Origin of the sequence: Kitasatospora cinereorecta, assembly GCF_024172095.1 — a bacterium.
Classification (GTDB): domain Bacteria; phylum Actinomycetota; class Actinomycetes; order Streptomycetales; family Streptomycetaceae; genus Kitasatospora; species Kitasatospora cinereorecta.
This window is the reverse complement of the sequence record NZ_JAMZDX010000004.1, coordinates 433,147-453,060: the sequence shown is the minus strand read 5'-3', so window position 1 is coordinate 453,060 and position 19,914 is coordinate 433,147. Positions and strand designations below refer to the sequence as shown.

At 74.0% G+C, this 19,914-nt stretch carries 18 protein-coding genes; 9 read left to right on the top strand and 9 right to left on the bottom strand.

Annotated features, from left to right (window positions below):
• Positions 1-36 precede the first annotated feature (36 nt).
• The 4 genes from FHR36_RS22225 to FHR36_RS22210 all read right to left on the bottom strand — a co-directional run bounded on the left by FHR36_RS22225 (position 37) and on the right by FHR36_RS22210 (position 4,042).
• Complete coding sequence (locus FHR36_RS22225) at positions 37-1,206, bottom strand: 4-hydroxybenzoate 3-monooxygenase (RefSeq protein WP_253800666.1); 1,170 nt, start codon at positions 1,204-1,206, stop codon at positions 37-39.
• Positions 1,207-1,363: 157 nt separating this feature from the next.
• Positions 1,364-2,950 carry a CehA/McbA family metallohydrolase gene (locus tag FHR36_RS22220; protein WP_253799927.1) on the bottom strand — a complete coding sequence of 529 codons (1,587 nt, stop codon included), beginning with the start codon at positions 2,948-2,950 and terminating at the stop codon, positions 1,364-1,366.
• A gap of 149 nt (positions 2,951-3,099) precedes the next feature.
• Positions 3,100-3,558: a hypothetical protein gene (locus tag FHR36_RS22215; RefSeq protein WP_253799926.1), complete on the bottom strand. Its 459-nt coding sequence runs from the start codon at positions 3,556-3,558 to the stop codon at positions 3,100-3,102.
• 94 nt (positions 3,559-3,652) lie between these two features.
• A complete protein-coding gene (locus FHR36_RS22210; protein ID WP_253799925.1) occupies positions 3,653-4,042 on the bottom strand; it encodes a hypothetical protein in 390 nt (129 codons plus the stop codon).
• A gap of 129 nt (positions 4,043-4,171) precedes the next feature.
• Between FHR36_RS22210 and FHR36_RS22205 the strand changes: the two genes are divergently transcribed.
• Together FHR36_RS22205 and FHR36_RS22200 are read left to right on the top strand one after the other, a co-directional pair.
• Complete coding sequence (locus FHR36_RS22205; RefSeq protein WP_253799924.1) at positions 4,172-4,699, top strand: GNAT family N-acetyltransferase; 528 nt, start codon at positions 4,172-4,174, stop codon at positions 4,697-4,699.
• A gap of 252 nt (positions 4,700-4,951) precedes the next feature.
• A complete protein-coding gene (locus FHR36_RS22200) occupies positions 4,952-5,710 on the top strand; it encodes a serine hydrolase (protein WP_253799923.1) in 759 nt (252 codons plus the stop codon).
• Positions 5,711-5,719: 9 nt separating this feature from the next.
• On the opposite strand, the gene FHR36_RS22195 is transcribed toward FHR36_RS22200, so the two are convergent.
• Positions 5,720-8,083 carry a ricin-type beta-trefoil lectin domain protein gene (locus tag FHR36_RS22195; protein ID WP_253799922.1) on the bottom strand — a complete coding sequence of 788 codons (2,364 nt, stop codon included), beginning with the start codon at positions 8,081-8,083 and terminating at the stop codon, positions 5,720-5,722.
• 526 nt (positions 8,084-8,609) lie between these two features.
• On the opposite strand from FHR36_RS22195, the gene FHR36_RS22190 reads away from it, so the two are divergent.
• Positions 8,610-9,077: an ATP-binding protein gene (locus tag FHR36_RS22190; RefSeq protein WP_253799921.1), complete on the top strand. Its 468-nt coding sequence runs from the start codon at positions 8,610-8,612 to the stop codon at positions 9,075-9,077.
• Between the two features lie 56 nt (positions 9,078-9,133).
• Here the strand turns inward: FHR36_RS22190 and FHR36_RS22185 are convergent, their stop codons facing one another.
• Complete coding sequence (locus tag FHR36_RS22185) at positions 9,134-10,381, bottom strand: alpha/beta hydrolase family protein (protein WP_253799920.1); 1,248 nt, start codon at positions 10,379-10,381, stop codon at positions 9,134-9,136.
• Positions 10,382-10,760: 379 nt separating this feature from the next.
• Between FHR36_RS22185 and FHR36_RS22180 the strand changes: the two genes are divergently transcribed.
• Together FHR36_RS22180 and FHR36_RS22175 are read left to right on the top strand one after the other, a co-directional pair.
• Positions 10,761-11,180: a hypothetical protein gene (locus tag FHR36_RS22180; protein WP_253799919.1), complete on the top strand. Its 420-nt coding sequence runs from the start codon at positions 10,761-10,763 to the stop codon at positions 11,178-11,180.
• Positions 11,181-11,283: 103 nt separating this feature from the next.
• Positions 11,284-12,210: a hypothetical protein gene (locus FHR36_RS22175; RefSeq protein WP_253799918.1), complete on the top strand. Its 927-nt coding sequence runs from the start codon at positions 11,284-11,286 to the stop codon at positions 12,208-12,210.
• 61 nt (positions 12,211-12,271) lie between these two features.
• Here the strand turns inward: FHR36_RS22175 and FHR36_RS22170 are convergent, their stop codons facing one another.
• Entirely contained in the window at positions 12,272-14,071 is a 1,800-nt protein-coding gene (locus FHR36_RS22170) for an alkaline phosphatase family protein (RefSeq protein ID WP_253799917.1), read from the bottom strand.
• 195 nt (positions 14,072-14,266) lie between these two features.
• Here FHR36_RS22170 and FHR36_RS22165 point away from each other — a divergent pair, with 195 nt between their 5' ends.
• Positions 14,267-15,025, top strand: a complete 759-nt coding sequence (locus tag FHR36_RS22165; RefSeq protein ID WP_253799916.1) for a hypothetical protein — start codon at positions 14,267-14,269, stop codon at positions 15,023-15,025.
• Positions 15,026-15,055: 30 nt separating this feature from the next.
• Here FHR36_RS22165 and FHR36_RS22160 read toward each other — a convergent pair whose 3' ends face one another.
• The gene (locus FHR36_RS22160; RefSeq protein WP_253799915.1) at positions 15,056-15,547 is read right to left on the bottom strand and encodes an Lrp/AsnC family transcriptional regulator; all 492 of its coding nucleotides are present in this window, start codon (positions 15,545-15,547) and stop codon (positions 15,056-15,058) included.
• Between the two features lie 153 nt (positions 15,548-15,700).
• Here FHR36_RS22160 and FHR36_RS22155 point away from each other — a divergent pair, with 153 nt between their 5' ends.
• A complete protein-coding gene (locus FHR36_RS22155; RefSeq protein WP_253799914.1) occupies positions 15,701-17,383 on the top strand; it encodes a PLP-dependent aminotransferase family protein in 1,683 nt (560 codons plus the stop codon).
• 7 nt (positions 17,384-17,390) lie between these two features.
• On the opposite strand, the gene FHR36_RS22150 is transcribed toward FHR36_RS22155, so the two are convergent.
• Positions 17,391-17,969: an isochorismatase family protein gene (locus tag FHR36_RS22150; protein WP_253799913.1), complete on the bottom strand. Its 579-nt coding sequence runs from the start codon at positions 17,967-17,969 to the stop codon at positions 17,391-17,393.
• A gap of 136 nt (positions 17,970-18,105) precedes the next feature.
• Between FHR36_RS22150 and FHR36_RS22145 the strand changes: the two genes are divergently transcribed.
• Together FHR36_RS22145 and FHR36_RS22140 are read left to right on the top strand one after the other, a co-directional pair.
• Positions 18,106-19,098: a GlxA family transcriptional regulator gene (locus tag FHR36_RS22145; RefSeq protein WP_253799912.1), complete on the top strand. Its 993-nt coding sequence runs from the start codon at positions 18,106-18,108 to the stop codon at positions 19,096-19,098.
• 103 nt (positions 19,099-19,201) lie between these two features.
• Entirely contained in the window at positions 19,202-19,870 is a 669-nt protein-coding gene (locus tag FHR36_RS22140) for a hypothetical protein (RefSeq protein WP_253799911.1), read from the top strand.
• Positions 19,871-19,914: the final 44 nt, after the last annotated feature.

The following is a 19,914-nucleotide window of genomic DNA, read 5'->3' as shown; positions in this document are numbered from 1 at the left end:
TTCGGTCGAGCGGAGTTGAGCGGAAGCAGGTGGTTCTCAGACGCCGACGTAGTTCTCGGCGAACCAGTCCTGGCAGCTGCACGAGGTGCGCAGCGAGGCGAGGCGGGAGCGGCGCAGGGAGTCGTGGAACGCCGCCTCGTCGCCCGCCGGGCCGGGGACGCGGTGTAGCAGGCCGACCATCCAGCGGGAGAACTCCTGGGCGCGCCAGATGTGTTCGAGGCAGCGGGCGGAGTAGTCGGCGAGGGCGTCCGGGGAGCCGTGGCGGAGGTCGTCGATCAGGGCGCGGGCGAGGAGTTCGGCCTCCAGCACGGCGAGGTTCGCGCCCTTGGCCGCGGACGGGCTGATCAGGCTCGCCGCGTCGCCCGCGAGCAGGAGGGAGCCGTGGCGCAGGGGTTCCAGGACGTCGGACTCCAGGTCGACCACGGCGCGGTGGAGGAGCGGGCCGCGGCGCAGCGGGCCGTAGTCCGAGGCGCGCATCCGCAGCGCCAGCTCGTCCCAGATCCGGTCCTCGGACCAGGCACCGGGTGGGGTGCCGCGCTCGCACTGCAGGTAGTAGCGGGTGACCTCGGGCGTGCGGGCCATGTGCCCGGCGAAGCCGCGCTCGTGCACCGCGTAGCCGACGGCGTCCAGGCTGGGCGGCGCCTCGGCGAGCAGGGCGAGCCAGGAGACGCCGTGGTCCAGGCGGTGGTGGCGGACGCTGCCGGCTGGGAGCGAGCGGCGGGCCGCGCCGTGCCGGCCGTCGCAGCCGGCCACGTACCGGCCCTGCCAGGTGCCGGTCCGGCCGTCGGCGCCGCGGACGGTGACGGAGGGGCGGTCGCCGTCCGCGCCGTGGACGGCGACCGCTTCGGTGGCGAAGTGCAGGCGGCCGCCGGCGTCCAGGTAGTGCGTCAGCAGGTCCGTCACCAGTTCGTGCTGGGGGTGGACGGTGTGCGGTTCGCGGCGGCCGAGGGTGGCGTAGTCGAGCCGGAACCGGCCGTCCTCCGTGCGGAATTCGCAGGTCGAGTGGGTCCGGCCGCGCCGGTGGAGGCCCTCGGCCAGGCCGTGGCGGTCGAGGATCCGTACGGTGTTCGCGGCGAGGAAGCCCGCGCGGGAGCGGGACTTGACCTGCTCCGAGGTGGCGCGTTCCAGGACGACGCAGTCGACGCCGCCGGCGAGGAGGAGGTTCCCGAGCACCAGCCCCGCGGGGCCGGCGCCGAGCACGACCACGTCGGCCGTTCCACGTGCTGCTCGACTGCTCTCACTGTCCGTCACGGAAAAGGATCATAGGCAGTGGGAAACGCCCCGAATGGGCGGATTCACCCGTATGGCGGCAGGGAAGAGTGATCACGGTTCGCGACACGAACCGGCGGCCGGGGCCGGACGCTCACGTGCTGTGGAGGAACACCGGGTTGGTGAGCGCGGCCATCGGACCCCACGGCAGGTCGGGGCCCATGGAGTTGCCCCTGCCCGGCGTTCCGTCGGCCCGCGGGTGGCGCACCTCGGCGCGGACGTACGAGGCGAGCGAGGCGGTGGTCCGCCACACCACCGTCCCGGCGCCGTCCGCGGGCAGCGACTCCTGGTGCAGCTGCCCCTCGTCGGTGATCAGCCGGACCGTCCCGCCCGGCACTCCCGCCACGGTCAGCCGGACGTCCACCGGGGCCTGCCCCGGCACCGTCAGCACCTCGCCGATCCCCGCCTGCAGGCCGCCACCGGTCGCCGTGAACTCCAGCTGCACGGCGGCGGATTCGGCGAGCCAGCTGTGTCCGGCCCGGATCCCGGCGAGGACGTCGGCCACGGTCAGGTCCTCGGCCAGCACCACGGTGTGCGGGGAGCCGATCACCTGCGGGGCGCTGTGCGCGTCGCTGTTGCCGACCGCGGGCAGCCAGTGCCGCCCGTCGCGGACCGCCTCCACCAGCCGGGCGTCCCAGCCGTCGACCGCCGACTCGTCGTCGTAGGTCCACGGCCCGTTCCACACCTCGACGGCGTCCGAGTCCCGGTAACCGAACTTCCACTGGCAGGCCACGTACGGGCAGAACGGGTGCGCCGGGACCACCAGGCCGCCGTGGAGGCGGACTTGGGCTGCCGTCCGGGGGAAGGCGTCATCCCGGGAGCGGTAGCGCCAGTCGACGAACCTGCCCGGCGGCAGGCCCAGCGCCAGCCAGTGCCCGTTGCGGGTGGTGACCTCCTCGCCGAGGACGATCAGCAGGTCCGGGCCGGCCAGTGGGCCCCACACGCCGTGCGAGGACGGGGTGTTGTGGTCGGTCGACACGATGAAGTCCAGCCCGGCGGCCCGGGCCCCCGCCGCCACCTCCTCGGGCACCCGGCGGCCGTCGGAGTGCACCGTGTGCAGGTGGCAGTCGCCGCGGTACCAGGCCCGGCCCCGCCCCCGCGCCCGCTCCGGCGGGTACGCGGGCACGAACGCCGGACCCGGCTCGCCGAGGCGCAGCGTCACCTCCACCCGGTAGTTCAGGCCCTGCGGCGCCACCTGGTACGGGCCCAGGACCACGTGCCAGGTGCCGGGACGGACCGGGCCCGGCAGATAGCCCGGCGTCGCCGCCGAGCGGCTGATCGCGAACTCCTGCCGGAACCCGCCCGACCAGCCCCGGAAGCCGCGGCCGCCGAGCGCCGTCCCTCGCTCGTCGAAGATGCCGATGTCGCACGCGTTGCCCGGCGTCCCGGGCGGGACGGGCGGCCTGTCGTACGAGTACGCCACCGCGATCTCCCGGACACCGGGGGGCACTTCGACCGGGAGGTACACGAAGTCGGGTGCGCCGGAGTCCAGTCGGCCGGTGAGGACGACGCTCCGCTCGGGCCCGCCGGCCCCGGCCTCGGCCCCGGCCGCGCGAGCGGTCGCCGGTGCGGCCGGGGCTGGGGCCGCCACTCCGGCCGCCGCGCCCGCCGCCAAGCCCGCCCCGGCCCGCAGGACCGCCCGGCGGCTCGTCGGTCCGCCCGTCTGCTCGACCTCGTCCATCCTGCAGCCTCCCTCGCCCCGGCCCGGCGCTGCCCGGGCGGACACCGCCGACCCTGGAGACCTACCCGGGCGGGTGAACCCCCGGTGAGGACGGTCCCACGGCGGCCGGTCGATCGGATGGCGGACGGCCCCCGTCACCTGAAAGCACGTCAGTGCTCCCACGGCGCGCGGCCCGCGCGCCAGGAGTTCCTGGTCCAGTACGTCCAGTGGGCGGGCGGGGTCGGCCGGTCGGGGTCGGGGTCGTCGGGCGGGGAGGGGCGGTCGCCGAAGAGGAAGGCGTGCAGGTCGAGCAGGTAGCCGTACAGCTCGCCCTCCGAGTAGAGGTGCAGGTCGGCCTGGGTGAGGGAGTGCCAGGTGCCCAGCGTGGCCGGTTGCTGCTCCAGCAGGTACTCCAGGCTGGTGCGAAGCCGGGCGGCCCAGGCGGCGTCGCGGGCCAGCCTGCGCTTCTCCTCGACGAGGTCCCAGCCGATGTTCGGATGCAGGAAGCAGGTGTAGAAGGTCCGCAGGCGGCTGTCCTCGCGCCAGCCCGGGATGTCCCAGGCGCTCCACAGGGCGGGCGCGGCCCTGAAGTAGCTCAGGGCGGGTGCGGAAGGTTCGGTCTCGCTCACCGAGGGGAGGACGGCGTACCCCGCCGGACGGTTGCGCCGCTCCGCCCGCAGGTCCGGGAACCGGCGGGCGCAGCCGTACGGCGGGGCCCGGTCGTCAGCCGGACGCCGGGACCGGCCGGTTCGCCGCGACAGCGGCGGGCGGCATCGACGCGGCGATCTCGCGGACGCCGCAGGTGACCACGGCGGCCGTCAGCGCGATCAGCGGGGCCTTCCAGCCCCACGGGGCGAGCGCGATCACCGGCAGGGTGGGCACCAGGTGGGCGGCGGAGACGGCGAACGCCGTCCACGCCCGGCCCGCGCCGCTTCCCGGGCGGCGCGCGGCGACCCGGTGGTGGTTCCACAGCAGCGCCGCCACCGCCGCGACGGCGGCCATCGTGCCGGCGGCGATCCGCTCCAGCGCGGCATCGGCCGCACCGTCGGGCGAGAGCGCGGACTGATGCACGCTCAGCGCGACGATGGTCCAGCCGAGCGCTGCGGCGCCCATCAGTGCGGTGAGAACCTCCGCCCGCGGTCGGGCCCAACCTGCCGCGGTACGTGCGTTGTTCGATTCCATGCCTCATCGTAGCCAGGGCGCACCGCCGCCCGCCGTCGGCCGTCCGGCATGATGGGGATCATGAAGTACGACGTGCGCCGGATCGCGGCGGGGGAGTGGCGCGAGCTGCGGTCCCTGCGGTTGGAGGCGCTGCAGGACTCGCCGGAGGCGTTCAGCACCCGGTACACCGACGCGGTCGCGCTCGCCGACCACAGCTGGCAGGAAGAGGCGCGGCGGGCCGCGACCGCGCCCGACGACGGGCTGTTCGTGGCGGTGGACGAGGACGGCGTCTGGGTGGGCACCGCCGGTGCGGCGCCGCTGACCGACATCCCGGACACCGCGCACGTCCACGCCGTTTACGTCTCCCCGGCGCACCGCGGTCCGGACGGGCCGGCGCGGGCGCTGATGGCGGCGGCGGTCGGCTTCGCCCGCGAGCACATCGCCCGCACGCACCTCACCCTGGGCGTCCGGGAGGACAACCACCGGGCCAGGGCGTTCTACCGGCGCCTCGGCTTCACCGAGACCGGGACGACGGTGCCGTACCCGCTGGATCCGGCGAAGCGCCTGTGCATCATGGCCTGCCCCGACTTCCGTACCGAGCCCCGGTGACCGCGGTGGAGGCGGCCGCGCCGGACCGGCCGTGGTCGGAGCGGCTGCTGGTCGAGGTCCCGGTGCGGCGGTGGCTGCCGGCCGGCGTGGCGCAGTGATCCCCGGCCGGGACGTCCTGGGCGACCGCTGTCGGCGGCGCCGGGCCGCGCGGGCAGGTGGGTGACCTGGCGGCGCTGCTGCGGGTGATCGGGCCGTGCGGGCGGGCATGGTGGAGGGGTCGGGACGTGGGCCGGGCGGAAGGCGGGTGGGTCGGTGCTGTCGGTCGTCGCGGGGCCGCTGGACGGCAAGCCGGTGGTGGCGCGGAACGCGGACGTGCTGCACGAGGCGGCCAGCACCATGAAGGTGGCGGTGCTGGCCGCGCTGCACCGCAGCGGGATCGACCTCGGCGCCGAGCGGCCGGTGGTGAACCGGTTCGCGTCGGCGGCCGGCGGGAGCTTCGCCAACACCCGGGAGTGGGACAGCGATCCGGAGCCGTGGCTGCTGCTGGACCGGGGCGGGTCCGCGAGCCTGCGGTGGCTGGCCGAACGCATGATCACGCACTCGTCGAACCTCGCCACCAACCTCTGCCTCGCCGCGGTCGGCCCGGCGGCGGTGGCCCAGGTGTGGCGGCGGGCCGGGGCGACCCGCAGCGCCAGTCCGCGCGGGGTGGAGGACCTGGCGGCCCGGGCGGCCGGCATCCACAACCGGGTGACAGCCGCCGATCTGGTCCGCCTCCTGCGGTCGCTGGAACCGGAGTTGCTGTCGCTGCTGGAGCGCAACGCCTGGCGGGTGGACCTGGCGGCCGGCCTGCCGGAGGGCACCAGGATCGCGTTCAAGAACGGCTGGATCCCGGAGGTCCGGAACAGCGCGGGCATCGTGTACCCCGACGACGCCCCGCCGTACGTGATCGCCGTCTGCTACACCGGCCCGCTGGCGTCGGGCCGGGACGCGTACGAACACGACCCGGCCGCCCGCCTGCTGGCCCGCCTGTCGGCGCGGGCGTGGGCCCGGCGCGGGGAGGCGCCGGGCTGAAGCCGCAGGTCAGGGGAGTTGCCAGCGCTGGTTGGCGCCGCCGTTGCAGTCCCAGATGATCAGCTGGGTGCCGTTGGCGGTGGTGGCGCCGGGGTCGTCGAGGCAGCGGCCGGACTGGGCGCTCTTGACCGAGCCGTTCGGCTGCGGCAGCCACTGCTGGTTGCTGCCGCCGTTGCAGGACCACAGTTCGACCAGGGTGCCGTTGAGGGTGCCCTGCCCGGTGACGTCCAGGCAGGCGCCGTTGTGGGTGAGCGTGCCGTTGGCCCAGGTCCACTGCTGGGCAGGGGCGTTGGTGCAGTCCCAGAGCTGGACGCGGGTGCCGTCGGCGGCGGAGTTCGCGGCGGCGTCGACGCACTTGCCGGGCAGCGCGGAGGTGATCGGGCCGGTGTGCGCGGACGGGGTGCCCGGGGTGAGCGCGAAGTTGTCGAACTGCTCGGTGCGGTACCCGGTGACGCCGAGGCCGGCCTGGCCGTTGGTGAAGCTGCGGTCGGTGGCGGTGCCGACGGTGGCGCCGTCCACGGTGGCGGTGAGGGTCGCGTCCTGGAGGGTGAGCGCGACGGTGTGCCAGCGGCCGGTGCCGAGGGCGGCGGTGGTGCCCTTGGCGAGGGTGGTCCAGGTCCAGCTGGTGTCGCTCTTGTCGAGCGACCAGGCGCCGGTGTCGCTCACCCGGAGGTGGTAGGCGTTCAGGCCGTTGTTGTTGCGGCCCTGCTGGTTGACCCGGCCGAGGAGTTCGACCGTGCCGCTCTGCTCGAACATCGTGTCGGCGGTGACGGTGTAGTTGCTCCAGCCGCCGTCGCCGATGATGGTGTACGGCGCGTTGTACGGCTCGTCGGTCCACCGGATCGGGGTGGTCGGGGCCATCTGGCGCAGGCAGGTGCCGCTGCGCCCGCCGCCGCAGGCGACCGTCTGGAAGGCGCCGTTCATGTCGGTGAAGTACGCCGGCGAGGTGGTCGCGGCGGGGGTGTCGAAGGAGTCCGCGTACGGCAGGTTCAGCGGCGCCGCGGGGGGCGGGGAGGCGGTGCCCCTGCCCTGGCCGGTCGTGGTGCTCACGGTGTAGACGTGGCCGGGCTGGAGGGTGAGGGTGTACTTGCCGTTGGCCGGGGTGACGTCCTGCTGGTGGACGAACCAGTTCGCCGGGTCGGTCGAGGTCAGGTCGGTCGACCAGACGTGCACCTGGCCGGTGGACAGGCCGCCGGTGACGGTGAAGGCGGCGGTCTGCGCGGCGGTGGCGTCCAGGGTCTCGACGACGGTGCTGTAGTTGCGGTTGTCGGTGGACTTCAGCGTCACGTAGCTGCCGTTCGCCCGGTTGCCGGCGAGGTAGCCGCTCGCCGCGTCGATGTAGTGCCAGCCGGGCGCGGTGAACTGGGTGGTGTGCGCGGTGACCCAGGTGGTGCTGCCGATGCTGTAGTGGCCGGACCAGGGCTGGTTCGCGATCGACATGCCGTCGGTGGAGAACGACAGGTTGGGGTAGAGCGCGGCGATGACGGGCCAGTTGAAGAAGCCGGTCATCCTCCCGTCCAGGTAGTCCCGGTTGATGGCGCGGGCGACCGCGGGTGCGCCGGTGTCGGCGTCCTCGGAGCCGTTCTCACTGGCCCACAGTGGCTTGCCGAGGCCCTGGGCGACGGGCGTGCTGGGACAGGAGGTGTAGCTGCCGAGGTAGCCGCAGGGGTAGTGGACGCCGACGATGTCGACGGCGTTCTTGAACGCGGGGTCGAGGTTCATGGCGTCGGCCACGGTCCAGTCGCTGTCGGCGGCGACCACCTTGGTGCCGGTCCAGCCCTTGGCCGTCAGGGTCTTCTTGAGGTTCTCGTACCAGGCCTTGTCGTAGCCGCGCTCGTTCCAGCCGCCGAGGTAGTCGACGGTGAGGTGGTGCTGGGCGGCGCAGCCCATCCAGTTCATCAGGTAGTCGATGGTGTCCTGGGACCAGAACGTCCCGGAGCCGCCGTCGATCCAGCCGGGGGCGCCCCAGGAGAGGGCGGCGATCCTCAGGTCGGGGTTGCGGGCCTTGGCCTGCTCGGCGAGCCACCACTCGTAGCCCTGGTTGCAGTCCACGGTGCCGGCGGAGTGCTCGATGCTCGGCTCGGCGCCGTCGGTGGAGTTGGTGTCGCCGCCGATCTCCAGCTTCAGCAGCTGCAGATCGGCGCCGTAGCCGGGCTTGAAGAGGTAGTCGAGCAGCTGGCCGCGCTGCGGCTCGGGGTAGTCGGCGAGCAGGCGGGAGTTGCCGCCGCCGCCCGAGATGGCGCCGACGCCGTCGAAGGTCAGGCCCGGCTTGGTGCCGTCGACGGTGATGGCGGTGGATGGTGCGGCCGGGGCGGGGGCGGCCTGGGCGGGGACGGCCAGGCCGGTGAGGGTGCTCAGCAGCAGGCTGACCACGGCTGCGGTGAACGGACGAGGGCGTGTTAAGGACCGGCGCACGAGGGCTCCTTGACGGTGGGGGCTGGAGCGGGGGCGGTGACCGAGCATGCCAAATATGGGACCCAACTGAACACCAGTCAACATCTCTGAACAGATTCGCACGCAGTGAGTCGCCTTCGGGCCGCCGTCCCCGTACGGCCCGAGGCGTGACCGACTCACCCGTCCGGCCGCACACCCGCTCAGCCGTTGCGGTGACCCGCTGTCGCCGCGCTGGCGTCCGCCGCCCCGGCCGCCGCGGCGGCGGCGGGCGCTCCGCCGCGCCGCGCGGACGGCCGGGAACCGCGAGGCCGGCGGGGTGCGGACGGTCCACGACGCGTGGTACGGGCGGGCCGCGGCGGCCGGGATCCGGCGGCCGGCGCCCGGTACCCAGAGCTACGTACATCCGGGTCGGAGTACCCCCAAAGCGGCGGATCCCTATTGTTCGCCCGGCCGCCGCCCCGGACCGTGGAGGACGGGGGGCCGCCCGCACCACCCGGGAGACCCGATGCTCACCACAGACCCCGCCGGCCCGATCGACCTCGCCGGCGCCCGGCCGGACCAGCTGCCGGTCGGGCCGGCCCCGGTGCGCACGGCCGCCTGCATCGCGGTCGCGACCGCCGCGTCGGTGCCCGCCCTGCGGCGCTTCGTCCGCGGCCTGGCCACCTCCTGGGGCCTGCCGGCCGCGGACGGCCACACCCTGGAGCTGGTGGTCAGCGAGCTGGCGGGCAACGCGGTGCGGCACAGCGGCGGCCCGGACGTCGCCGTACTGGTCCGGGCCGCCGGCGCCACGCTGACCGTCGAGGTCAGGGACGGCGGCCGGTGGCGGCAGCCCCCGCCGCGACCGGCGTCCGACGGTGGCGAGCCGGCCTGCGGCGGGCGCGGCCTCGGACTCGTCGAGGCCTACTCCACGCGGTGCGCCGTGCACGCCACGGCCGCCGGCACCCGGGTGGTCGCCGAGCTGCCGTACCGGTGACCCGCGCTCGTACGCCGGCAGGGTTCGCCCTCGGTGTGCGGGTCGAGGCCGGCGGTTCAGCCGACGAACTCCATGGCGGGGTAGCGCGGCGACGGGCCGTCCAGCAGGCGGCCGCACCCGTCGCGCAGCCAGCGGTCGAAGTACGCCGCCAGGTACGCCTCGGTGGTGCGCACCGCGTCCACCGGTTCGATGGTGCCGATGTCCCCGACCCGGGTGGCCCGGTCCAGGCCGAGCTGCGGGATCAGTGCCTCGGCGTCCGTGAACGAGGCGTGCTCGCTGCCGCGGAGCGTCAACTGCCGCTTCCACCCCGGGGTGTTGGCCAGGAACGCCTGCCACCCGGGCCCGGTGTCGGTCGGGCCGTCCTTGCCGAGCAGCAGGAACGGCCGGTCCAGGCCGTGCCGGGCGACCGGCAGCGGCGTGCCGGCGTAGTCGGTGAGGTTGCCGTCCAGGTCGACGCCGGCGGCGATGCGGCGGTCGGCGTCCATCGCGAGGGCGGCGGCGGTGCCGCCCATCGAGTGGCCGAACATGCCCACCCGGGCGAGGTCCAGCGCCCCGGCCAGGCCGTCCGGGAGCGGCTGCCCGTCCACGTCGGGATCGGCGCCGGCGTCGATCCCAGCCAGCTGGTCGAGGACGAAGGCGGTGTCGGCCACCCGGACGGCCAGCGCCTTGTCGATGAAGGCGCCGGGGTCGTCCGGCAGGGACAGGGTGGCGAGCCTGCCGTCCGGGAACTGGACCTCGGGCGACTCGTAGGTGTGGTCGATCGTCACCACCGCGTACCCGCGGCTCGCGAGGTCGGCGACCAGGGTGGTCCCCCACGTCCGGGGCTCACCGAGGCCGGGGGAGTAGAGCACCACGGGGTGGCGCCCGGTGGCGCCGGGGGCGCGCCGGACGTGCGTGGCGGTGCGCGCCCAGTCGGCCCGGCCGGCGGGGACGCCCAGGTGCAGGTAGTCGTCGACGGTCACCGCGTCGAAGTGCGCGGCCGCGGTGGGCAGCATGTACGGGGCGGCGTCCCGTGGCTGTGCGGGCCGGTCCGCGGGGCCCGCCGGATAGAACACGCTGACCATCAGCTCGCGGCGGGCCTGTCCGGGTTGCCACGGATCGGGGCGTGAGGCGTCGGCCAGGTGCAGGGCCACCTCGCCCACCCGGTACGGGCCCGAGGGCTCCGGAAGGGTGAGCCGCAGCCCGCCGCGGCCGGGCGGCGCGGGCGAGGCGGCGGCCGGGACAGCGGCGCTGAGTACCGCCACCGCGCAGGTGGCGGCCGACAGCGCGAGGCGCCCCCCGAGCCGGCTTTGAAGTCTCGTCATGTCGTCCGCCCCTCAAGCCGGTTGGTCTGCGCACCATCGGTGCGCGGCAAGGGCGAGACTACGTGTCGCCCGCCGGATCCCCGCCCCCGACACCCCCGGCGGGCCGGAACCCGTTCGACCGGGGTGGCGCCGTGGGTTCGCCATCGCCTGTGGACTCATGTCGATTCGGAACGCGGCTGCGCGGTCCCCTCTCCAGGCCCGGTCGATCGGCCGGACTTTCGAATCGCATCGAATCATTCGACCCCGCGACGGGCGACGGATTTGATGGATCCATGGCCGGAGGCACCGCGGGCACCGGCCGGATCCGGACACCAACTCCACGGCACACCACAGGACTTGGCTACTGCTGTGTGCCGTGCACGGGAAAGAGGACACGACCGTGACCAACCTGAAGAAGGCGGCCGCGCTGGCCGCGACGGCGGGACTCGTCGTCGCCGGCTTCGCGCTGGCCTCCCCGGCGAGCGCCACCTCCTGGGGCCCCGCGATCCACGAGGCCTGCGACACCAGCCACAGCAACGCGGGCGACCTGTGCTTCTTCTACAACTCCAACTACGGCGGCTCCAACATCGGCTTCTGGGGCGCCGACGCCAACCTGGGGTCGTACACCTTCCTGACCTCGGGCAACGGCCAGTACCAGGGCGTCTGGCACAACGCGGGCTCGGACGCCAACTACAACACCGTGCACGGCGCGACGATCTACGGCGCCGGCGGGCGCACCACCTCGGTGCCGCCGAACACCTCGAACAACCTCGGCGGCAACACGTACAACGTCCAGGAGTCCTTCGCCTGGTGGGGCTGAGCCCGCAGGTCCGGACCGACCCGCCGCGCACCGGCGGCGGGTCGGTCCGGACCGCTCCGCCCGGCGAGCGAATCGGCGAGCGAATCGACGAGAGGGAGGGGTCATGAGGAGGACTGCCACCGCCGCGGTGTCCCTGGGCGCGCTCGCAGGCCTGCTGGCGGCCTGCGCGCCGCACACCGGGGCCCCGCAGGCGGTCCGACCGGCGGCCGCCGTGGTCGGCCCGGCCACCGGGGCGCTGGCCGCCGGCGGCACGCTGCCCGTCCTGGCCTACGAATTCACGCCGGGACAGGTCAAGCGGCAGGGGATCGCGTACACGCTGCTGCTCAACGGCTGCCTGACCCGCTTCGGCTTCGGCGGGCTGCCGCAGCCGTCCACCGACATCCGGGACTTCGACGTGATGATCGGCCGCTACGGCGCCGACGCGGACGGCTACGCCGTCAGCGGCTACCACTACAAGCGCTACTACATCTCGGGCCGGGCGACGGACGCGCCGCCGAGCTGGGCGGCCGGGGACCGGTCCGCGGCGGGTGGGGCGCCGTCCGCGGAGCAGGAGTCGGTGCTGACCGGCAGCGTGCGGACGTACGGCGGGTCGGCGGTGCCCGAGGGCGGGTGCGACGGTGAGGCGAAGCGCCGGCTGACCGCCGGGGGCGGCTACTACGGGACCCCGGAGCTGCCCGGCCGGATCGACGCGGACAGCTTCGACCGCTCGGCGGCGGACCCGCGGGTGCGGGCGGCGGTGGCCCGCTGGTCGGCCTGCATGGCGGAGCGGGGCCATCCGTACCCGGATCCGCTGGCCGCCGCCTCGGACCGGCGCTGGAACACCGCTGCGCCGAGCGACGCCGAGCTGGCCACCGCCCGCGCGGACCTGGACTGCAAGCGCCGCACGGGGCTGGTGCCGCTCTGGCTCGGGGTCGAGCAGGAACTGCAGAACGCGGCGATCGAGCAGCACCGCGCGGAGCTGGAGACGGTCAGGGCCGGCGAGCAGGCCGCCCTCGGCACGGTCGCCGCCGTCACCGGCCCGGCGGCCTGACGCCCGATCGCCCGGGCACCGCGTGGGGAGTGCCCGGGCGATCGGAAGCCTTCCGGGAGGGTCAGTCCACGGTGAGGCGCAGCGGTCCGGCGAGGACGGAGTAGCCGTCGTTCGCCAGGTAGTACACCGAGTAGCTGCCGGCGCCCGACAGCTTGCCGGTGGAGAAGGTCAGGGCGCCGGCCGAGTTCGGCGCGTACTGCCAGCTGAGCGAGGACTGCTGGCCGGGGGTGACGCCCGCCGGGTAGATCCCGACCCAGTTGGTCGAGCTGGCCTGAGCCGCCGACGGCACCGCGTAGCGGACGGTGACGTTGCCGCCCGCGGCGACCGCCGGCGTGTTGCCGGTGAGCGTGGGGACGGAGGAACCGGTGGGCGCGAAGGCCGAGTTGATCGGCGTCGCGTAGGTGTCGTTGGCGGTGAGTCCGGGCAGGCCGAGCGCCGCCTCGATGGTGCGGGCGGTGCTGTAGTGGTCGTAGCGCTGGGTGGAGACGGTGCCGGCGGGGACGGTGCCCTGCGAGCCGACCACGACGGTGGCGATGTGGTTGGCGGCCTCGGACTGCGACTCGTCCCAGGTGAGCAGCAGCAGCGACTTCTGCTGGGTCCAGGCGGGGGAGGCGAGGACCGGGTCGAGGGTCTGCTTGAGCCAGCCGTCCTGGGTCCGCAGGCTGGTGGCGCTGCCGTTGCCGGAGCCCTCGCCGTCGTAGTAGTCGTCGGCGGCGATCCAGGAGAAGTTCGGCGTGGTCGCGGCGCTCTGCAGGTCGGTGGTCAGCTGGGTGGTGTCGAACAGGTGCGCCGCGCAGCGGGCCGGATTGCCGCTGATGTCGGTGTAGTTGATGAACGGCGCGTCGTCCGGCATGTACTCGCTGTCGTACGCCTTGGTGGTGTTGCAGGGGGTGCCCATGCCCTGCTCGTAGGCCTTCCAGCTCTTGCCGGCGGCCTCCAGGGTGTCACCGAGGTTGCGCTGCGGGGAGTTGATGTTGGGCCAGTAGGTGGCGCCGGTGGTGTAGGTGTCGCCGCCGGCGACGGCGAGGTAGTTCTCGTCGCTGGGGTGGTAGACGGCGTGGAAGTCGGCCATCGAGGCGCCGCGGGCCATCAGCGAGTGGATGTACGGCGTGTCCGCCGGGTCGTTCATGATCTGGGAGTAGTCCGTGTTCTCCATCATGATCACGAAGACGTGGTCGTACCCCGGTACGGCGGAGGCCGGCGGCGCGAGCGGGGCGGGCGGGGTGACCGGGGTGCTGAGGGTGAGCGAGAGGTTGTCCAGGTAGCCGGTCTCGTTGGTGGTGCCGAGGAACTGCACCTGGACCTGGACGGAGCGGGTGCCGGCCGGGACGGCGCCGGTGGCGCTGCGGGCGAGGAACTTGGTGGCCAGCCCGCGGTCGGTGGCGGAGACGGTGGGTAGCTTGGCCACGCCGAGCTGCTGGCCGCCGGTGCCGCGGAACTGCAGCGAGACGGCGACGTAGCCGCCGTAGACGGTCCACCCGCCGAGCCAGCCGGAGAGGTTGTACGTCACGCCGCCGCCGTCGAGCGCGGCTGCGGCCGAGGAGACGTCGACGGTCTGGGTCATGGCGCCGTCGCCCATGTTGCCGGGGGCGAAGAAGGCCGTGCCGGGCGCGGGGGAGGACGGGTAGCCGAAGCCGCCGGCCGAGTGGCACACGACGTCCGGGCTGCCGGACTCCACCGTCCAGCCGGGCACAGTGGACGCGGCGGTCCAGTCCTTGGTGCAGAATCCGGCCTCGGCGTCACCGTTGACGATCAGGTTCCCGCTGGTGGTCGCCGCGGCGGCGGACGGGGCGGGAACGGTGGCGAGCAGGGCGCCGAGAACGGTGAGAACGCTGCCGAGGGATCTCCACAGCAGTCGCATGGGGTACCTCATCCCGTGGGAGGTCGAAGAAGTTGTACGGACAACCCACATAGGTAGCGGTTGCGAGTGTCGAAGGGAAGAACGGTGCACCAAGGTCTGGCAATCAGTGCGCGGACCACTGCCGCCTGACGGTGCGTCACGCTATCGTTCCGGCGAACGGGGGATGGCGCTGCGGCGAAATGGGGTGGAGGCGCGATGCGTTCGGACCGGGTGGCGAGCGCCGCGCAGGCGGCCGGCCTCGGCGGGTTCCGGGAGCGGTACCGGTACAACGGGCTGTTCTGGCTGCTGATGTCGCTGGTGGCGCTGCCCGCCGCCGGGTGGGAGTCGGCGGCCGGCTTCGGCTGGGGCACGGTCGCGGTTTTCGCCGTCCTGGCCGGTCCCATGATCGCCCTGGGCGTGCTCACCCGCCGGAACCGGGCCGTCCACACCTTCGCGCACGGGATCGTGCTCACCGGGTTGCTCGGCCGGGTGAAGGCCGTGGCGGACTGGTCCGAGGTGCACGTACGGGTCAAGCGGGCGGTACCGCAGCGGGTCGGCCCGCCGCTGTACGCGTACGGCGTGGGCATCGGCGGCCGCGAGGCGTTCGGCTTCGCCGAGCGCCAGATCGTGGGCGGCGGCAGCGAACTGGCCGCCGCGCTGATGGAGGGGGTGCTCGCGGGCGGGCTGCGCCGGCTGGACGAGGGCGGCGAACTGGTCCTCGGTCCGCTGCGGATCACCCGGGCGGAGCTCGTCGCGCAGGCGCCGGGCGGCGCCGCCGAGGTGCGGATCCCGGTTCAGCGGATCGCGCGGGTGCGCCTGGACCTGGGCGATCCCCGGACCGCCCCCGCCCAGCGGCTGGTGGTGGCCGTGGGGGAGCGGGCCGAGGAGGTCGCCGTGCCGTGCCCGCCGGCCGACCTGGGCGCCGCGGGCCGGCTGATCGCCGCACTGGCAGGCACCCGCTTCGAGATCGGCTGAGCGGCGCCGGGGCCGAGCGGCGCCGCCGGCTCAGCCCCCCGAGCCCAGGTACCGGCGGCCCGCTATCTGCTCGAAGATCAGGTTGGTCCGGGTCTGGGCGACCGCCGGGTGGGTGGTGAGGTGGTCGACCACGAAGTCGCGCAGCGCCTCGGGCCCGGCCACGCCGACGTGCAGCAGATAGTCGTCGGACCCGGCCATGTGGAACACCGCCAGCACGCCCGGCAGGTCGGGGGCGGTGGTGCGGAAGCTCTCGTTCTGCTCGCGGGTGTGCGCCCGCAGCCGGACCGAGATCATCGCCTGCAGGGGCAGCCCGATCGCGGCCGGGTCCACCTCGGCCCGGAAGCCGCGGATGATGCCGCGCTCCTGCAGCGCCCTGACCCGGCCCAGGCAGGTCGAGGGGGCGATGCCCACCGCCTCGGCGAGGGCGTTGTTGGGCAGCCGGGCGTTCTCGGCGAGGGCGCGGATGATCGCCCGGTCCACGTCGTCGATGGGCGCGCGGCGGGCCTGCGGATTGTTCGGCACGGACCCCAGGATCCACGGTCGTGCCGATGATTCGCAAGGCGCGTGGCCAATCGGCCGAAGGATGTTCGAACGGTCTTCCGTTCGGTGGCGGAAAGTTCCATGATGGCCGGCGACCCCACCCTGCCGCCCAGCGATCCCGGGAGCCCCCTGCCCATGAGCCCCACCGCCACGTTCGACGCCGCGCCCGACATCGACGCCGCGCCCGCCGTGGACCCGGGGCCCGAGCCGGACGCCCGCGGCTTCGCCCTCCCGGCCGCCGGCCTCAGTGAGTACGAGCGCCAGCGCGCCCTGGACACGGTCGACGAGTACCTCACCCGCAAGCGGCGGCACCTGGTCGGCTACCAGGCCACCCAGGAGATGCAGCACTGCGCGCTCGACCTGGCCCGGTTCATGCCGAACAACATCAACAACCTCGGCGACCCGTTCCAGAGCGGCGGCTACAAGCCGAACACCAAGGTGGTCGAGCGGGCGGTGCTCGACTACTACGCGCGGCTGTGGAACGCCAAGGGCCCGCACGACCCGGCCGACCCCGAGTCGTACTGGGGCTACATGCTGTCCATGGGCTCGACCGAGGGCAACATGTACGCCCTCTGGAACGCCCGCGACTACCTGAGCGGCAAGGCGCTGATCCTGCCGCCGCAGGCCCCGTACGACGCGCTGCGCTACGTCAAGGCCCGCCCCGACCGGAGTAACCCGAACGCCCACCGGCCGGTCGCCTTCTACTCCGAGGACACCCACTACTCCTTCGCCAAGGCGGTCCGGGTGCTGAACGTGGAGACCTTCCACGCGGTCGGCACCGAGCTGTACCCGGACGAGTGCCCGCTGGTCGACCCCGCCACCGGGCGGCGCGAGTGGCCGGTCGAGGTGCCGTCCGCCGCCGGCCCGTCCGGCCGCTCCTGGGACGGCCCGGGCGAGATCGACATCGACGCGCTGGCGGTGCTGGTCGACTTCTTCGCCGCCCACGGCCACCCGATCTTCGTCAACCTCAACCTCGGCTCCACCTTCAAGGGCGCCCACGACGACGTCCGCCGGGTCTGCGAGCGGCTGCTGCCGATCTTCGAGCGGTACGGCCTGATCGAGCGCGAGGTGGTCTACGGCACCGACCCCGCCACCGGCGAGCCGCTGACCGACCTGCGCCGCGGCTTCTGGATCCACGTCGACGGCGCGCTCGGCGCGGGCTACGCCCCGTTCCTGCGGATGGCCGCCCAGGACCCGGCGTACGGCTGGACCCCCGAGGCGGAGCTGCCCGAGTACGACTTCGGGCTGACCCTGCCCACCCGGGAGCACGGCGAGGTCGACATGGTCTCCTCGATCGCGATGAGCGGCCACAAGTGGGCGGGCGCGCCGTGGCCGTGCGGCATCTACATGACCAAGGTCAAGTACCAGATATCGCCGCCGACCCAGCCGGAGTACATCGGCGCGCCCGACACCACCTTCGCCGGCTCGCGCAACGGCTTCTCCCCGCTGGTGATCTGGGACCACCTGTCCCGGCACTCCTACCAGGACCAGGTGGACCGGATCCGCGGCGCCCAGGAGCTGGCCGGCTACCTGGAGCGGCGTCTGCGGGAGATCGAGCGGGCGGCGGGCGTCGAGCTCTGGCCGGCCCGTACCCCGGGCGCGGTCACGGTGCGCTTCCGCAAGCCCAGCGCCGAGCTGGTGGCCAAGTGGTCGCTCTCCTCCCAGGACGTGCTGATGGTGCCGGGCGACGAGTCCACCCGCCGCAGCTACGTGCACGTCTTCCTGATGCCCTCGGTCGACCGGGCCAAGCTGGACGCCCTGCTGGCCGAACTCGCCGAGGACCCGGCGATCCTGGGCACGGCCGCCGCCCGCGGCTGAACCCCGGTCAGCCCAGGTCGGCCGGCGACCGGACCACCACGCCGTACAGGTCGGCGACGGTGGCGAGCGCGGCCCGGTGCAGCTGCTCGGCCCCCGTCGCGCCGAGCGGCCGGGTCGCGCAGGCGTCGGCGACCACGGTCGGCCGGTGGCCGCGCAGGAAGGCGCCGGCCGCGGTGAACGCCACGCACATGTGGGTCATGAAGCCGGCCACCACCACGTCCCGGTGGCCGGCGGCGTCGAGCAGCTCGGCCAGCCCGGTGTCGACAAAGGCGTCGGGCACCCGCTTGACCACCACCTCCTCGCCGTCGACCGGGGCCACCGCCGGGTGGATCGCGCCGATCCCGGCGGTGATGTCGTACGGGGTGCCCGGGCCGGCGTCGTTGACCACGTGGACCACCGGGGTGCCGGCCGCCCGGGCCCGGGCCAGCAGGTCGGCGGCGCAGTCCAGCGCCTCCCGCCACCCGGTCAGCTCCAGCACGCCGGTGGTGTAGGTGTTCTGGTAGTCGATCAGGACCAGGGTCGCCGCGGAGAGCGCGGCGGGAGCCGGGTCGAGGCCGGTGAGCTCGCGCAGGGTCGTCGAGGACATGGGAGTTCCCCCTAGATGATGTCGGTGGGTGCGGCTCGCCCGTGGTGAGCCCGCACCAGGAACGCTATGACCGGCCCCGTCATGTCGGCAATGTCGTCTAGCATGCAGAAACCGACATCGCCGGGGCGGAGGATTCATGGGCGCGGTGGACCGACTGGTCGTCATCCTGCTGTTCGAGGGCGTCGACCTGCTCGACGTGACCGGGCCGCCCGAGGTGTTCTCGCTGGTGCGCCGGGAGACCGGCGAGGAGACCGGCTACCGGGTCGTGCTCGCCGCGCGGACCACGGATCCGGTCACCACCGCCGCCGGGGTGCGGATCCTGCCCGACCTCACCGTTGCGCAGGCCGCCGAACAGCGCATCGACACCCTGCTGGTGCCCGGCGCGGTCGAGGTCGACGAGCACCGCCGGGTGCACGCCCTCGCCGACCCGGCCGTGGTCGAGCAGGTCCGGGTGCTTGCCGCCCGTTCCCGCCGCCTGGCCTCGGTCTGCGTCGGCGCGCACCTGCTGGCCGCCGCCGGACTGCTGGACGGCCGGCGCGCCACCACCCACTGGTCGACCGCGCGCCAACTGGCCGACGAACACCCGCAGATCGAGGTCGACGCCGACCCGATCTTCATCCGCGACGGCTCGGTGTGGACCGGCGCCGGCATCAGCGCCTGCCTCGACCTCTCGCTCGCCCTGGTCGCCGAGGACTTCGGCGAGACGGTGGCGCTGCGGGTCGCCCGCCAGCTGGTGATGTACCTGAAGCGGCCCGGCGGGCAGAGCCAGTTCAGCGTGCCGCTGGAGCCCGTCTCCACCACCCGGCGGATCGAGGACCTGCGCCTGTACATCGCCCGCCACCTCGACCGCCCGCTCACCGTCGCCGACCTGGCCGCCCACGCCCACATCGGCGAGCGGCAGCTCACCCGGATCTTCAAGTCCGAACTGGGCCTGACCCCGAGCGCCTACGTCGAGTCGGCCCGGGTGGAACGGGCCCGCCACCACCTCGAATCCGGCGACATGACCCTCGAACGGCTCGCCGCCGTCTGCGGGTTCGGCACCACCGACACGCTGGTCCGGGCCTTCCGCCGGACCCTGGACACCACCCCGGGCGAGTACCGGCGCCGCTTCCGGACCGTCCCCGGCTGAGCCGGCGTCCCGCGCCACCCCGGCGAGCGGGGCCGCAACACACGGGACCGGTTCCGTCGGGCGACATCCGCGGCCCGCGGCGCGGGCGAGGCGACAATGAGGCATGGCAGCGACTGAGGACCCGGCCGCGGAGCGCGGCGAGCACTGGTGGCCGGTGGCGACCGCGATCGTGACGGCCGGGCTGCTGCACGTGGCGCTGCCCCCGGCCTACCGGCTGGAGCCGGCCTGGACGGTGTTGGCGGTGCTGGGCGTCCTGCTGGCGGTGCTGGTGATCGGCGACCCCGGGCGGATCGACCGGCAGCGGACCTGGCTGCGGGTGGTCATCGAGGCCATGATCGCCTTCGTCACCGCGGCCAACCTGTACGCCGGGGTCCACCTGGTGACCGACATCCTGACCAACAACAAGCTGTTCGCCAACAACGCCACCGGCCTGCTGGCCACCGGGGGAGTGGCCTGGGCCACCAATGTGATCGCCTTCGCGCTCTGGTACTGGGACCTGGACCGCGGCGGGGCTGCCGCCCGCGCCCACCGGCCGGCCGTCAAGATCGCCTTCGTCTTCCCCGAGATGCAGCACAGCGCATACGCGCCGGCCGACTGGTTGCCGAACTTCGCCGACTACCTGTCGCTGTCGTTCTGGACCGCCACCGCGTTCAGCCCGACCGACGTCTCGGCGATCCGGCGCTGGGCCAAGTTCCTGATGATGATCGAGGCGGCCACCTCGCTGGCGGTGGCGGGCCTGGTGATCGCCCGGGCGATCAACATCCTCCAGTGACGGCGCGGTGGCCGACGGGCCGTCGGGCCCGCCGACCACCACGA